This is a genomic window from Winogradskyella sp. HaHa_3_26, assembly GCF_019278425.1.
Lineage (GTDB): Bacteria > Bacteroidota > Bacteroidia > Flavobacteriales > Flavobacteriaceae > Winogradskyella > Winogradskyella undariae.
Map to the genome: position 1 here is coordinate 679,965 of NZ_CP058981.1, position 14,604 is coordinate 694,568.

Sequence of the window (14,604 nt, forward strand, 5' to 3'; positions counted from 1 at the left end):
AATTTAAGGAAGTGTATTATAATATCCTTCTTTAGGAATTTCTATTTCATAAAGTTTTCTCGATTTATTATTTAAAAACGGTTCTCTTAACCAAGGGTTATGAAGTTTTAGAATTTTATAGTTGATTCCGAATTGTTTAGCAAACTGTGCAAAATCAGTTACTGCCGTATCTACTTTTACCTTATAAGTTGGTACTTCTTTGTATAAATGTGATTTATTAAAGTTGAATCCATACTTATCAGGGTTTGAAAGAATTTCTTTTAAAGCTACAATTCTAAACACATAACGTCCTGTTTCTTCTCCTAATAATAAATCGTAATAACCAGTAACATCTTGTTCTTTTAATCGTCTAGAAACACCAGCATTACCTGCATTATATGCTGCTGCAGCTTTTGTCCAAGATCCTAAATTAGCTTTAGCTTTCTTTAAATAATCACAAGCTACTTCTGTTGCCTTTTCAATGTTATAACGTTCATCTACATTAGAATTAACCTCTAAGCCGTTCTCTTTACCTGTAGCTGCCATAATTTGCCACATACCACTAGCACCTGCAGGTGATTTTGCAGTTTTAATTAATCCACTTTCAATTACAGCTAAGTATTTAAAATCATCTGGAATTCCATTTTTCTTCAAAATAGGTTCTATAATTGGAAAATATTTTTTAGCACGCTTAAACATTAATAAGCCATTAGATTGCCAATAGGTATTAACCAATAATTCTCTATCCATACGCTCATAAATATCCGGATCATTAATTGGTACAGCTTCACCTGCAAAGTTTAAATCTTCAGGCATTTCTAAGGCATATACATTATAATTATTGACAATAGGATCATCTTTACCCAACATATAATCAGATAATGCATTATCTGGTTCTGGGGATTTTTGCATTGCAAAAATAAATAAGCCAGATACACAAACGATACCGACTAATGCTAAACTATTTTTTATGATTTTCATGTGATTCATTTTTAAATACAAGAACTAAGTTTATTATCATTTCGCTGATTAATAAAGGTCTGCAAGATGCTTGTATTATGTTTTTATTTTTCTAACTCTTTTTTATAAATATACTCATTCTTCAATCAGTATTCAATTCAAGACTCTATAAGTTTTGGTAAATTTTCGTTAAACCATTTATACTTATTAATGATCATTATGTGAGTTCCGCCACTAATAACGATACAATTTCCGGTACAAGAATGAGGAAAAACAATATCCTTATCGCCATGAATATAAATAGCCTGAGTATTTGGCTCTTCTTGGTCCCAACACACCACTTGCTTAATAGACCAATCTAAATAAGTTTTATCATTAACGGAAAGGTACTTTTTATACAAATCTACACGTTTTTTCACCGTTTCTCCAAAGGCATACTTTGCTAATAAATCTATATTACTAACCAATTGGGTTGGAAGAATCTTATAAGCTTTAGTAACTTTAAGAAGCTTGAATCGCTTGGGTAACTCATGATGAGATTTTACACTAGAAACTACAAATAACTTTTTAACTTTTATTAATTTACACATCTCTTGTACTAAAATCCCTCCAAAAGAGACTCCTAACAAAACAATATTATCATGCTTTATAAAATTACACATGCGTTGTGCATATTCTTGAAGCGTTTCTTCTTTATCCGGAATTTGCCATTTTAACCAATGAATTTCATATTGGTCTTCAGGTAATTTAATGTACTCAAATATTGTAGGGTTAGCTGCCATACCTGGCATTAAATAAACATGTGTAAGGTCTGTTTTCATCTGTTTTAGCTTTAGACAATATTTTTGTTAAAGAAATCTAAATACATTACTATAAATCATTACTCAGCAAGCTTTTAACACTAGACACATAGGTTTATAGTTCATTTATGCGTATCTTTGTTTTACAAAACTATATAAAATATAGTATCTACTCTCCAACTGCTAATTAAAAAATTAAACAAATATGACAGAAACTGCTGAACTGATTGATAATGATTTTTTACGTCAATTTGAATTAAACGTTGAAAATGAGATGGCTATTATTGAATATTCTTTGCAGGAACGCAAAATATTCTTAACTAAAATGATTATTCCTGAGGCTATTAGAACAGATGAACTAGAATTAGAGTTTATAGATTTAGTTTTTAGTAATATAAAAGAAAGAGACATTAGTGTAGTACCAACAAGTCCTGAAATCGCAAAATTTGTAAGACGAAACAGAAAATATAAACGCATGCTTCCAGTAGGTATTCGTATATAAAAAAGAAAAATTAATATAAAAAAAAACTCGAAACTTAAGTGTTTCGAGTTTTTTATGGCCTAATAATTAGCTATTTATTTTTTATAAACAAGCTTTAAATCTCTTGTTTCTATAATTTCAGTAAAATCTTCATTATAAACTTTTACCGCATCTTTAAATATAGTTGTCATTGTATTATTGTCAATTACATAATTTCTACCTGAAACCTGAATTGTATCCTCATCAATCTCATTATAACTAGAAGCAAAACTAATAATTCCTTCTTTATTACAATCAATATTAAGACCATAAGAATTAGTGTCAGCAGTCTTAAAATACTTCATTATAACAGAAGCTTCGTTTCCTGAAAAAACAGTTCCGTTTTCTTCAAAAGTTAAAGTTTCTATTTCATTACAATCTATTTCATCAACTAAGTTAGTGTTAAACACACCATCACTATTAACATCAAAAGGAATATCTGTTGTGCGGGTCGTTAATTGCCAAACACCTATTGCTTTAGACTTATCACTTTTAGTACAAGCACTCATAGCAATTGCTAAACAAAGAATAAAAAAAGCCTTAATTGTATTTTTCATTATAGTAATTTACAATTTTTAAAGGTAAAACGAAATATCTTATTATTAATAAACTTTAATAAAAAAATTAAAACACAGTTAGTTAGCAACTAAATCTTGTTGAAAATCAAAACGAACTAGACCATCTTCATCTATCTTCGTTAATCTGACTTTTTGAAGTGTATTTACCAATTCTGGATTCCAAGGTGCTTTAACTTTTACATAGTTTTCAGTAAATCCATGTATGTAACCTTCTTTATTTTCGCCTTCAAATAAAACAGTACGGTCAGTGTCTAACTGATTTTCATAAAAAGCACGACGTTTCTTTGCAGATAAACCTCTTAACATTTTACTGCGCTTGGCTCTCACATTCTTAGCTATTACATCATCCATTTCGGCTGCTTCTGTATTATCTCGTTCCGAATACATAAACACATGTAAATAAGAAATATCTAAATCGTTTAAAAAATTATAAGTCTCTAAAAAGATTTCGTTAGTTTCTCCAGGAAAACCAACAATAACATCAACACCAATACAAGCATCTGGCATCACTTCTTTAATTTTAGTGACACGGTCTACATATAATTCTTTCATGTAGCGACGCTTCATCTTTTTAAGAATAACGTTACTTCCACTCTGCAATGGCACATGAAAATGAGGTACAAATGCTCTAGATTTCGAAACCAAATCGATAGTTTCATTCTTAAGTAAATTAGGTTCAATTGAAGAAATTCTTAAACGCTCAATACCTTCTACTTTATCTAATTCTCTAACCAAATCTAAAAAAGTATGTTCGTGTTTTTTATTCCCAAACTCACCTTTACCGTAATCACCAATATTAACACCTGTGAGTACAATTTCTTTGATCCCTTGTTCTGAGATTTCTTTAGCATTTTTAAGTACACTCGTCATAGTATCACTACGAGAAATCCCTCTAGCTAAAGGAATGGTACAATAAGTACATTTGTAATCACAACCGTCTTGAACCTTTAAAAATGCTCTGGTTCTATCTCCAATAGAATAACTACCAACATAAAAATCAGCATCTTCTATTTCGCAAGAATGCACTTCACCAAAATCATTTTTAGTTAAATCATTAAGGTAATCTGTGATTTTGAATTTTTCAGTAGCTCCTAAAACTAAATCTACACCATTTACATCTGCTAATTCTTCAGGTTTTAACTGCGCATAGCAACCAATTGCAGCAACAAAAGCATCCGGATTTACCTTCTGAGCTTGTTTTACAATAGACTTAAATCGTTTGTCTGCATTTTCGGTAACCGAGCAGGTATTAATAACATATATATCCGCTGATTCTTTAAAATCCACACGATCGAACCCTTCCTCACTAAAGCTTCTCGCTATTGTAGAAGTTTCAGAAAAATTAAGTTTACAACCTAGTGTGTAAAATGCGACTTTTTTAGTTGGATTCATTCTTGTACTTTTACCAAGTTTGCAAATTTACAACATATAAGTTATATGCTAAAATTCACACCCTCCTTATTCCATAGTCTACTCTATTGTTCGCTTTTTTTATTAGTTTTCTCATGTGATTCTAATGAAAATCCACAATTAACGACTGAAGTATTTAGATACAACGAACATAAAAACATAGGTTCTTTAGATCCTGCTTTTTCAAAAGACTTAGCAGATATTTGGGCTACCAATCAGTTATTTAACGGATTGGTACAAATGGACGACCAATTAAATGTGCAACCCTCTATTTCTAAAACATGTACAATTTCAGATAGTGCAACGGTTTATACTTTTAATCTTAGAAATGATGTGTTTTTTCATAAACATGAATTATTCGGAAAAGATTCTACAAGACAGGTTAATGCTTCAGATTTTGAATATAGCTTCAATAGGCTAAGAGATAAAACCATTGCTTCACCAGGAAGTTGGGTTTTAAACAAAGTAGAAGATTTCTTTGCTATCAATGATTCTGTATTTCAAATTAAATTGAAACAACCTTTTCCTGCATTTTTAGGTTTATTAACCATGAAATATTGTTCTGTTGTCCCAAAAGAAATTGTTGAACATTATGGTAATGACTTTAGATCTCACCCTATTGGTACTGGTCCTTTTAAATTTAAACGTTGGGAAGAAAATTTAAAACTAGTTTTTAGACGAAACAATCATTATTTTGAAACAGATTCTATAGGTCAACAATTACCTTATCTAGAAGCCGTAGCCATTACCTTTTTACCAGATAAGCAAAGTGAATTTTTACAATTTGCACAAGGAAACATTGATTTTGTTTCAGGATTAGATGGTTCTTATAAAGATGAAATCCTAACAACTGATGGTCAGTTAAGACCTGATTATGCCAAGGAGGTAAAAATGATCAGAGGTCCTTATTTAAACACCGAATATTTAGGCTTTTTTATGGAAACTGAAGTCAACACCATTCAGTCTAAAAAATTAAGAAAAGCAATTAATGTAGGTTTTGATCGTGATAAAATGATGATGTATTTAAGAAATGGGATCGGAATTCCTGCAAATGGTGGCTTTATACCAAAGGGATTACCAGGTTATGATGAAACCATCGGATTTACTTACCAACCTGAATTAGCAAAACAATTAGTTTCAGAATATAAAGATGAAACAGGAAACAAGAATCCTGAAATCACACTTACAACAACTAGTAATTATTTAAGTTTTTGCGAATTTATTCAACGAGAACTTCAAAAAACAGGATTATTAGTGAATGTTGATGTCATTCCGCCCTCAAGTCTTAAAGACGCCAAAGCTAATGGCCAAGTAGACTTTTTTAGAGCGAGTTGGATTGCCGATTATCCTGATGCTGAAAATTATCTTTCTTTATATTACAGCAAGAATTTTGCGCCAAACGGCCCAAATTACACACACTTTAAAAATACTCAGTTCGATAAAATGTATGAAGCTGCTTATCTAGAAACGAATTCAGAAAAACGAAAAGCACTTTACACAAAAATGGATTCTTTAATTATGGATTCTGCACCAATAGTTCCTTTATTCTATGATGAAGTTGTTAGATTCACTAGAAAAAACGTCGATGGCTTAGGCATTAACGCCACTAACCTTCTAGAGCTAAAATCCGTAAAAAAAGATTAAATCTATAATTTAAAATTTTGAAAAATAGTACAAATCATCACCACCTTCTCCTTTTAAACGTCTAGAAGATAAATAACCTGTTGTTAAATCATCATTTAAGAAAAAAGAAAAATCGTCTCCAGGACTATTAATAGGTTCTTCTAAAGAGACTGGTATTTCTTCCTCATTTTTAGAGCTTAAGTCATAACTATAAATATCTAAACTACCTTTACCTCCACGTCTATCTGACGTGAAATAAAGTTTATTATCTGCACTAACAAAAGGATAAATCTCGGTACGTGATGAGTTAATCTTTTCGCTTAATTTACTAATTTCTCCATATGTTTTATGGTCGCTAACAGAAACCTTATATAAATCAGACTTCCCTTTTGTTCCTTTAACAGTTGCTACAAAATAAAGTGTAGTTTCATCAAGACTTAATGCTGGGTGTAAAAAATTAAAATCAGGATCACAAAACGGTAATGTTGTAAAATTAGTCCAACCACTACCTTCTACATATTCAGCCCTCTGAATCTGCAAATTATAAGTCTCAACGCCCTTATATTTATTATTCCCTTTACTTGCCTGATTTGTGGTAAAATACATGTATTTACCGTCTTTAGAGTAGGTCGCTGCAGACATATTAAATCGTCCTAATTCTGTCTTAACTATAGGTTTCGCATTTTGTATTTCACCTTTTTCATCAATAGATCCTTCATATATATCATACAAAAATCCACCAAAATCATCTTTCACAGCACGACCTCTTTTAGTTATAAGATTCGAACTAAAAAATATTTTATCTCCTACAACACGAGGAGCAAAATGATCTAGCTTCGTATTTATTTCTAGTTTTTCAACTTCTACGTCTTTGCTTTGAGTAAACCCAAAATTAAAAACTAATAAAATTAGTAGTGTAAATTTCAATTTCAACATCGTCTTAATCTCTTCTGTATTGTTTTGTTTCTTCAAAAACATGTTCTAAAATAGCTCTATCTTGATCTGTTAACTCAATTTTACGTCGTTTCATTACAACTTCTGCCACCTCAAAAGCTTTATTGGTTTTATAGGTTACAAAGCCTTTACTTCCGCCCCAAGAAAAACTAGGAACAAAGTTTCTAGGAAAACCACTTCCAAAGATATTAGCACTTACACCAACGACAGTACCTGTATTAAACATGGTATTGATACCACATTTACTATGATCTCCCATCATTAAGCCGCAAAATTGCAATCCTGTTTTTGCAAAACCTTCAGTTTCGTAATCCCAAAGTCTTACTTCTGCATAGTTGTTTTTTAAATTACTATTATTAGTATCTGCACCAAGATTACACCATTCTCCTAAAACTGAATTCCCTAAAAAGCCATCATGTCCTTTATTAGAATACCCAGAAATAACAGAATTACTTACCTCTCCACCAACTTTACTATGCGGACCAACTGTTGTTGGTCCGTAGATTTTACTTGCCATTTTTAAAGTAGCATCATGGCAAAGTGCAAAAGGTCCTCTAACTATAGACCCCTCCATAACTTCAGAATCTCTACCTATGTAAATTGGTCCTGAACTGGCATTTAAAGTCGCAAAATTTAAGGTTGCTCCTTTTTCTATAAATATGTTTTCAGGGTTAATTGTGTTTATTGTTGCTGGTATAGGTTCTGACTCCCTATCTTTTGTAATTAAATTAAAATCTTCAATAATTGCTTCTCTATTCTTAGAGAAAATATCCCAAGTATGTTCAATCTTCAAGATATCGCCATTAAATTCAATGGCGTCAAAATTTGAAAAATCAGAAAATTCTTCACCTTCTTTTGCAAAAAAAGCAATAACATCTTCGTCTTTAAATAAAGCTTCATTATGTTTTAAGTTTTTTACAACTTCTACAACTTCTAGATTAGGTAAAAACGAAGCATTAATCATAATGTTCTCTTCCATTTCTACCATTGGATATTTGTCTGATAAATAATCTTCAGTAACTGTAGTGGTTGTATATTCTAAATAAGACTCCCATTTCTGACGAATTGTTAAAATACCAATTCTTAATTCTGCTACTGGTTTTGTAAAAGTAAAAGGTAAGAGATTATTGCGGTAAGGACCATCAAATAATATATAGTTCATTGAATGTTTAAAATTTGAAGTTGATGTTAGATGATAATATCTAAAATTCAGACTTAATTATAATATCAAAAATAACTTAATTGCATAAAATAAAAAAGCCTTTCTGATAACAGAAAGGCTTTTTTTTGTAGTATTAGTAAGCAAAGTTTATTTTTTAAACTTAGCATATTTGTTTTTGAACTTGTCAATACGACCAGCTGTATCTACTAATTTAGATTTACCAGTGTAAAAAGGGTGAGATGTTCTAGAGATCTCTAATTTTACTAATGGGTATTCAGTACCATCTACATCGATAGTTTCACTTGTGTCTGCTGTAGATTTCGTTAAATACACCTCTTCATTTGACATGTCTTTAAACGCTACAACTCTATAATTTTCTGGGTGTATTCCTGCTTTCATTACTAAATGCTTTAAATAAATTCGATTTTTTCGAGGTGCAAATTTAATTATTTTTCACAAACCTACAATCTTTTTTACAAATTTTATTTTACAAATATATGTAACATATTTATAACTTTGCATACTAACTAGATAATTAAACTAAAAAACTTATTTTAAAATGGACAAATCTTTAAAATCTATAGCAATTAATTACGGTTTATATCTAGCTCTAATCATATCTTCTTTTACAATTATAGGTTACGCTGTTTATCTAGATTTGTTTACACAATGGTGGTACGGCATCACTCAAATGTTATTAGTCATAGTTTTTGGAATTATATCTTCTATAAATGCTAAAAAACTTTTAGGTGGCTTTATTAGTTTTAAAGAAGCTTTTTCTGCTTTTTTTATCACAATTGCAATCGGAACTTTAATCCCTGCACTTATTGGCTTTGTTATTTTTAATATTGTAGATCCTGAGGCAGCCGTTATTCTTCAAGAAAAAATTATAAATTCTCAAATTGCAATGATGTCTAATTTTGGAGCTCCACAAGAAGCCGTTGACCAAGCTATGGAACAAATGCAAGCAGAGGATAGTTTTTTCTCTTTAGCAAATACAATTAAAACAAACGCATATCAACTTGTTGCTTATAGTGTTATTGGCCTTATTGTTGCTCTTGCTACAAAACGTAAAGACCCTAACGAAGCTTAATTAATTTCTTTACTTTTGAAGTTCAGAAATTACATCAAAACTCTATGGATATATCAGTAGTTATACCACTACTTAATGAGGACGAATCCCTAAAAGAATTACACAATTGGATTGTATCTGTGATGCAGTCTAATCAGTTTTCTTACGAAATACTATTTATAGACGATGGTAGTACGGACCAATCTTGGCAAACAATAACAGAACTCGGTGAAATAAACCCAAATGTAAAAGGCATAAGGTTTCTAAAAAACTTTGGGAAATCTCAAGCTTTACATGCCGGTTTTGCAAAAGCAGAAGGCGATGTTGTTATTACCATGGATGCTGATTTACAAGATAACCCAGAAGAAATACCCGAACTTTTTAAAATGATTAAAAAAGAAGGTTTAGATCTTGTATCTGGTTGGAAAAAGAAACGATATGATTCTTTTATCTCTAAAAATCTACCTTCAAAATTATTTAACTGGGCGGCAAGAAAAACCTCAGGTGTACAACTCAATGATTTTAATTGTGGGTTAAAAGCTTACAGTAATACTGTAGTTAAACACGTTGATGTTTATGGAGAAATGCATCGTTATATCCCTGTCTTAGCAAAAAATGCAGGTTTTATTAAAATTGGCGAGAAAGTAGTGCTTCATCAAGCTCGGAAATATGGCCAAACTAAATTTGGAATGAATCGTTTTATCAACGGTTTTTTAGATTTAATAACGATTTGGTTTGTTTCTCATTTCGGAAAAAGACCGATGCACTTATTTGGTGCCCTTGGTGTTATAATGACACTTATTGGTTTCGGATTTGCATTTTATCTAGGTATCGATAAATTATTTTTAAACCCAACAGGAAGACTTATCACAGATCGTCCGCAATTCTACATTGCACTATCTACAATGATTATTGGTTCACAATTATTTATTGCTGGTTTTTTAGGTGAACTTGTTTTACGCAGCAACCGACAAAACCAACAACGTTACTATATTAAAGAGCAATTAAATTTACAAAGAACACCACAATTATAAAGCGATAACTCGTTCTAAAATTGTTATATTGTTTATTTTTGTTACTCAATTATTTTTACTCTAAATAAATCTATTTTACTCATGATTCATATTAAACCAGAAATACTAGAACGTGTTAACTCTTGGTTAACACCAACTTTTGATGAAGAATCTCAAAAAGAAATAAAAAACCTAATTGCTACTAATCCGAAAGAATTAGAGGAGAGTTTTTATAAAGATCTTGAATTTGGAACAGGTGGAATGCGTGGTATTATGGGCCTTGGGACCAACCGAATGAATAAATATACATTAGGAAAAAACACACAAGGTTTAAGTAACTATTTACAAGAATCGTTTCCTAGTGAAGAATTAAAAGTGGCAATTGCTTTTGATTGTAGACACAATAGTAAAACATTTGGAAAATTGGTTGCAGATGTATTTTCTGCTAATGGAATTAAAGTCTTTTTATTTGAAGATTTAAGACCAACCCCAGAATTATCATTTGCACTAAAACATTTAGATTGTCATTGTGGTATTGTATTAACAGCATCTCACAATCCACCAGAATACAATGGTTATAAAGTATATTGGCAAGATGGCGGACAATTAGTGCCACCTCAAGATTCTGGAGTTATTGCAGAAATAAATAAATTAGAGTATTCTGAAATTAAGTTTGAAGCTAATGACAGCTTAATTCAATATATAGGTAAAGATGTTGATGATGTTTTTATCAATTCATCTATAAAAAATGGAAGTTTTGATACTTCAAAAGAAGCTAAAGAAAACTTAAACATTGTTTTTACCTCTTTACATGGAACCTCTATTACAGCTATTCCTGAAACTTTAAAACGTGCGGGTTATACCAACGTTAATATTGTTGAAGAACAACGTGTACCAAATGGAGATTTCCCAACGGTAGTATCACCTAACCCTGAAGAACCAGAAGCTTTAAAAATGGCAGTGGAACTTGCAGGAAAAGTTGATGGTGATATTGTGATCGGAACAGATCCTGATTGTGACCGTTTAGGAGTTGTAGTTCGTAATTTAGAAAATGAATTGGTAATTCTTAACGGAAACCAAACGATGATTTTAATGACGAATTTTCTACTAAAACAATGGAAAAACTCAGGAAAAATCAACGATAACCAATTTGTTGGTTCTACAATTGTATCAACTCCTATGATGTCTGTTTTAGCTAGTGCTTATGATGTAGAATGCAAAATAGGTCTTACAGGTTTTAAATGGATTGCTAAAATGATTAAAGATTTCCCAACCATGGATTTCATTGGTGGTGGAGAAGAAAGTTTTGGTTTTATGGTTGGTGATTTTGTACGCGATAAAGATGCGGTTACCTCTACTCTATTAGCTTGCGAAATTGCAGCTCAAGCAAAAGCTGAAGGTAAAACAATGTACCAAAGCTTAATTGACTTATATGTTGAGCATGGTTTCTTTAAAGAACGTTTAGTATCTATAACTAAAAAAGGTATTGAAGGTGCACAAGAAATTAAGCAAATGATGGTTGATGCAAGAAATAATCCTTTAAAAGAAATCAATGGTGAAAAAGTGGTTTTAATTGAAGATTACCAATTATCAATCTCAAAAAATCTTCAAACTAATGAAGAAACAGCGATTGAAATTCCTAAATCTAATGTCTTAATTTATTATACAGAAGAAGGAAGCAAAATAGCTTTAAGACCAAGTGGAACAGAACCTAAAATAAAATTCTATATCAGCGTAAATAAAGATCTTGACAATTCGGCAGACTTTGAAACAACGGAGCAATTGTTGGATGACAGAATCGATGCTATTTTAGTAGACATGAAATTACAATAGATGAATTACATAAAAAAACTCATACCTTTTGCCCTACCTTACAAGAGGTATGCGTATTTAAACATTTTCTTTAATATTTTATATGCGCTTTTTAGCACACTTTCTTTTATCGCTTTAATTCCTGTATTTAAAGTTATTTTTAGTGATCAACGTGTCGTTACAGCAAAACCGATATGGCAAGGTTGGTTTAAATTACAAAATTACGGGGAAGATTATCTCAATTATTTTATAGTCGATAATATTGAAAAATATGGAGACTTTAAAGTACTAATGATGATGGTCGGAGTTATAATAAGTATGTTTTTACTCAAAAACATTTCTAACTATCTCGCAATGTATTTTATTACTTTCTTAAGAAATGGGGTGTTAAAAGATATCAGAAACAAACTCTACGATAAAATAGTAACACTACCACTTGCTTTTTATTCAGAAAAGTCAAAAGGAGATACTATATCTAGAGTAAGTGCAGATGTTAACGAGGTTAGAAATTCATTCTTAGCTATACTAGAAATGATTGTAAGAGAACCGCTTACAATATTATTCTCTCTAGTTACAATGCTTATTCTTAGTCCTAAACTTACACTATTTGTTCTCGTATTTATTCCTGTTTCAGGTTTTATAATCTCTAAAATCGGAAAATCCTTAAAGAAAGGCTCTCTAAAAGTTCAGAAAGAACAAGGGATATTTTTATCTGTTTTAGAAGAAACTATGGGAGGTTTAAGAATTATAAAAGCCTTCAACGTAGAGAAAATGTTTGCACGTAAATTTGAAGACAGTAACGACAGATATTATAATTATTCTAACAAGCTACTTAATAGACAAAACTTAGCATCTCCTTTAAGTGAGTTATTAGGAATTGTAGTTATTGGTGTTTTATTAGTTTATGGTGGCTATCTTGTTTTTGTAGACAAAACAATGGATGCAAGTTTCTTTGTGGGGTACATTACATTAGCCTATAACATTTTAACACCTGCAAAAGCAATAGCTAAAGCGAGCTATAGTGTAAAACGTGGAGATGGAGCCGCTAATAGAATCCTAGAGTTTTTAGAAACAGAGAATGAAATAAAAGAAATTGAAAACCCTATCGAAAAACAAACTTTTGATAAGGAAATTACTGTTGAAAATATTTCATTTAAATATGAAGATCATTATGTCTTAAAAAACTTCAGCTTAACAATTCCTAAAGGAAAATCTATAGCTCTTGTTGGACAATCTGGAAGTGGTAAAAGTACTATAGCAAATCTAGTAACTCGATTTTACGATGTTAATGAAGGTCACATTAATATTGATGGAGAAAACATAAAAAATCTATCTAAAAGATCTTTAAGAGGCTTTTTAGGCTTAGTTAATCAAGACTCAATATTATTTAACGATACTGTCGCTAATAATTTAAAAGTAGGAAAAGAAGATGCTAGTGACGAAGAGATTACAGAAGCTTTAAAAATTGCAAATGCTTGGGAATTTGTAAAAGATTTACCTGAAGGTATTCATACTAATATTGGAGATTCTGGTGGTAAAATTTCTGGAGGACAAAAGCAAAGAATAAACATTGCTAGAGCAGTCCTTAAAAATCCACCAATAATGATTTTAGATGAAGCAACCTCAGCTTTAGATACTGAAAGTGAAAGACTAGTACAAGATGCTTTAGAGAATATGATGAAGAATAGAACTTCTATTGTTATCGCTCACCGTCTATCTACCATCCAAAACGCGGACCTTATTGTAGTAATGCAAAAAGGAGAAATTGCAGAACAAGGTACACATAGTGATCTTATTGCAAAAAATGGCGTTTACAGAAAACTAGTAGATATGCAAAGCTTTGAATAAGCTGAACAATTTAAAATTAAAAACTTAGTAGAAATAAAAAAAGGATGTATATATTATACATCCTTTTCTTTGTTATCAGATTTGGGGCAATGATAACGCTTGTTAGGTTAAGCTGAGGCAAACATATAATAAAATTAGTTATCCCACAAGAAAATAAATACATTTCATCGATTTTATATACTTTTTGTCGGTTAAATACATTTTAAAACACTGAAAATCAACAAAAGCAAAATGAATGTAATTAAATTATTTTAGATCATCATTAAACCTTTAAGACATTAGAACGTCTAAATACTAAAGTAGATTAATTGAATAGCGAATCGGATTTCATATTACGTCTAAAAGACCCCAAGTCTAAAGAAGCTGCATTTAGAGAGTTGTTACAACTTTATAAAGAGCGACTCTATTGGCATATTCGTAAAATTGTTCTCAATCATGATGATGCAGATGATGTGCTTCAAAACTCATTTATTAAAATTTATAGAAGCATAGATAAATTTAAAGGAGAAAGTAAATTATTTTCTTGGATGTACCGTATAGCTACAAATGAATCTATTACATTGTTAAACAAAAATGCAAAACGATTACAAATTACTAATGAAGAATATCAAGACAAGGCTATTAATAACTTAACAGCTGATGTTTATTTTGAAGGTGATGCCATTCAACTTAAATTACAAAAAGCGATAGCGACGTTACCGGAAAAGCAACAGTTAGTCTTTAATATGCGCTATTTTGATGATTTAAAATATAAAGATATTGCCGAAATTTTAGAAACTAGCGAAGGGGCTTTAAAAGCCTCTTATCATATTGCAGCTAAAAAAATTGAAGCTTTTTTAACCTCAAATTAAACCATTTAGGAAATTTGAAGTC

14 protein-coding genes are annotated in these 14,604 nt (G+C 30.8%); 7 read left to right on the forward strand and 7 right to left on the reverse strand.

What is annotated here, in order from left to right:
• Positions 1–3 precede the first annotated feature (3 nt).
• On the reverse strand, positions 4–960 hold the full coding sequence (locus H0I32_RS02960) for a lytic transglycosylase domain-containing protein (protein ID WP_173586742.1): 957 nt from the start codon (positions 958–960) through the stop codon (positions 4–6).
• Between the two features lie 137 nt (positions 961–1,097).
• Positions 1,098–1,760, reverse strand: coding sequence for an alpha/beta hydrolase (locus H0I32_RS02965; protein ID WP_179314026.1), 663 nt, complete (start codon positions 1,758–1,760; stop codon positions 1,098–1,100).
• Between the two features lie 184 nt (positions 1,761–1,944).
• Between H0I32_RS02965 and H0I32_RS02970 the strand changes: the two genes are divergently transcribed.
• Complete coding sequence (locus H0I32_RS02970) at positions 1,945–2,241, forward strand: N-acetyltransferase (RefSeq protein WP_173586740.1); 297 nt, start codon at positions 1,945–1,947, stop codon at positions 2,239–2,241.
• 74 nt (positions 2,242–2,315) lie between these two features.
• On the opposite strand, the gene H0I32_RS02975 is transcribed toward H0I32_RS02970, so the two are convergent.
• Both H0I32_RS02975 and mtaB read right to left on the reverse strand, forming a co-directional pair.
• Positions 2,316–2,816: a hypothetical protein gene (locus H0I32_RS02975; protein WP_173586739.1), complete on the reverse strand. Its 501-nt coding sequence runs from the start codon at positions 2,814–2,816 to the stop codon at positions 2,316–2,318.
• A 78-nt stretch (positions 2,817–2,894) separates the two neighbouring features.
• On the reverse strand, positions 2,895–4,229 hold the full coding sequence (gene mtaB, locus H0I32_RS02980) for a tRNA (N(6)-L-threonylcarbamoyladenosine(37)-C(2))-methylthiotransferase MtaB (protein WP_179314027.1): 1,335 nt from the start codon (positions 4,227–4,229) through the stop codon (positions 2,895–2,897).
• A 45-nt stretch (positions 4,230–4,274) separates the two neighbouring features.
• Here mtaB and H0I32_RS02985 point away from each other — a divergent pair, with 45 nt between their 5' ends.
• Positions 4,275–5,891, forward strand: a complete 1,617-nt coding sequence (locus H0I32_RS02985; protein ID WP_179314028.1) for an ABC transporter substrate-binding protein — start codon at positions 4,275–4,277, stop codon at positions 5,889–5,891.
• Between the two features lie 9 nt (positions 5,892–5,900).
• Here the strand turns inward: H0I32_RS02985 and H0I32_RS02990 are convergent, their stop codons facing one another.
• From H0I32_RS02990 to H0I32_RS03000, 3 genes are all read right to left on the reverse strand, one after another.
• Entirely contained in the window at positions 5,901–6,842 is a 942-nt protein-coding gene (locus H0I32_RS02990) for a TolB family protein (protein WP_173586736.1), read from the reverse strand.
• Positions 6,811–7,986, reverse strand: a complete 1,176-nt coding sequence (locus H0I32_RS02995) for a GlmU family protein (protein WP_179314029.1) — start codon at positions 7,984–7,986, stop codon at positions 6,811–6,813. The genes H0I32_RS02990 and H0I32_RS02995 overlap by 32 nt, the downstream gene beginning before the upstream one ends.
• A gap of 147 nt (positions 7,987–8,133) precedes the next feature.
• Positions 8,134–8,385 carry a type B 50S ribosomal protein L31 gene (locus tag H0I32_RS03000; protein WP_092467308.1) on the reverse strand — a complete coding sequence of 84 codons (252 nt, stop codon included), beginning with the start codon at positions 8,383–8,385 and terminating at the stop codon, positions 8,134–8,136.
• 160 nt (positions 8,386–8,545) lie between these two features.
• Here H0I32_RS03000 and H0I32_RS03005 point away from each other — a divergent pair, with 160 nt between their 5' ends.
• The 5 genes from H0I32_RS03005 to H0I32_RS03025 all read left to right on the forward strand — a co-directional run bounded on the left by H0I32_RS03005 (position 8,546) and on the right by H0I32_RS03025 (position 14,582).
• Complete coding sequence (locus H0I32_RS03005; RefSeq protein WP_173586734.1) at positions 8,546–9,079, forward strand: DUF4199 domain-containing protein; 534 nt, start codon at positions 8,546–8,548, stop codon at positions 9,077–9,079.
• Between the two features lie 44 nt (positions 9,080–9,123).
• Positions 9,124–10,092 carry a glycosyltransferase family 2 protein gene (locus tag H0I32_RS03010; protein ID WP_179314030.1) on the forward strand — a complete coding sequence of 323 codons (969 nt, stop codon included), beginning with the start codon at positions 9,124–9,126 and terminating at the stop codon, positions 10,090–10,092.
• Positions 10,093–10,173: 81 nt separating this feature from the next.
• Complete coding sequence (locus H0I32_RS03015) at positions 10,174–11,904, forward strand: phospho-sugar mutase (RefSeq protein WP_179314031.1); 1,731 nt, start codon at positions 10,174–10,176, stop codon at positions 11,902–11,904.
• Positions 11,905–13,731, forward strand: a complete 1,827-nt coding sequence (locus H0I32_RS03020) for an ABC transporter ATP-binding protein (RefSeq protein WP_179314032.1) — start codon at positions 11,905–11,907, stop codon at positions 13,729–13,731. It abuts the gene before it with no gap.
• Between the two features lie 308 nt (positions 13,732–14,039).
• Positions 14,040–14,582, forward strand: coding sequence for an RNA polymerase sigma factor (locus tag H0I32_RS03025; protein WP_179314033.1), 543 nt, complete (start codon positions 14,040–14,042; stop codon positions 14,580–14,582).
• Positions 14,583–14,604: the final 22 nt, after the last annotated feature.

Excerpts from the sequence above, each read along its gene's own strand:
- H0I32_RS02995 (WP_179314029.1), bottom strand. The coding sequence starts at position 7,986 with ATGAACTATATATTATTTGATGGTCCTTACCGCAATAATCTCTTACCT.
- H0I32_RS02960 (WP_173586742.1), bottom strand. The coding sequence starts at position 960 with ATGAAAATCATAAAAAATAGTTTAGCATTAGTCGGTATCGTTTGTGTA.
- H0I32_RS03010 (WP_179314030.1), top strand. The coding sequence starts at position 9,124 with ATGGATATATCAGTAGTTATACCACTACTTAATGAGGACGAATCCCTA.
- H0I32_RS02975 (WP_173586739.1), bottom strand. The coding sequence starts at position 2,816 with ATGAAAAATACAATTAAGGCTTTTTTTATTCTTTGTTTAGCAATTGCT.
- H0I32_RS02965 (WP_179314026.1), bottom strand. The coding sequence starts at position 1,760 with ATGAAAACAGACCTTACACATGTTTATTTAATGCCAGGTATGGCAGCT.
- mtaB (WP_179314027.1), bottom strand. The coding sequence starts at position 4,229 with ATGAATCCAACTAAAAAAGTCGCATTTTACACACTAGGTTGTAAACTT.
- H0I32_RS02970 (WP_173586740.1), top strand. The coding sequence starts at position 1,945 with ATGACAGAAACTGCTGAACTGATTGATAATGATTTTTTACGTCAATTT.
- H0I32_RS03000 (WP_092467308.1), bottom strand. The coding sequence starts at position 8,385 with ATGAAAGCAGGAATACACCCAGAAAATTATAGAGTTGTAGCGTTTAAA.
- H0I32_RS03015 (WP_179314031.1), top strand. The coding sequence starts at position 10,174 with ATGATTCATATTAAACCAGAAATACTAGAACGTGTTAACTCTTGGTTA.
- H0I32_RS03020 (WP_179314032.1), top strand. The coding sequence starts at position 11,905 with ATGAATTACATAAAAAAACTCATACCTTTTGCCCTACCTTACAAGAGG.
- H0I32_RS03005 (WP_173586734.1), top strand. The coding sequence starts at position 8,546 with ATGGACAAATCTTTAAAATCTATAGCAATTAATTACGGTTTATATCTA.
- H0I32_RS02985 (WP_179314028.1), top strand. The coding sequence starts at position 4,275 with ATGCTAAAATTCACACCCTCCTTATTCCATAGTCTACTCTATTGTTCG.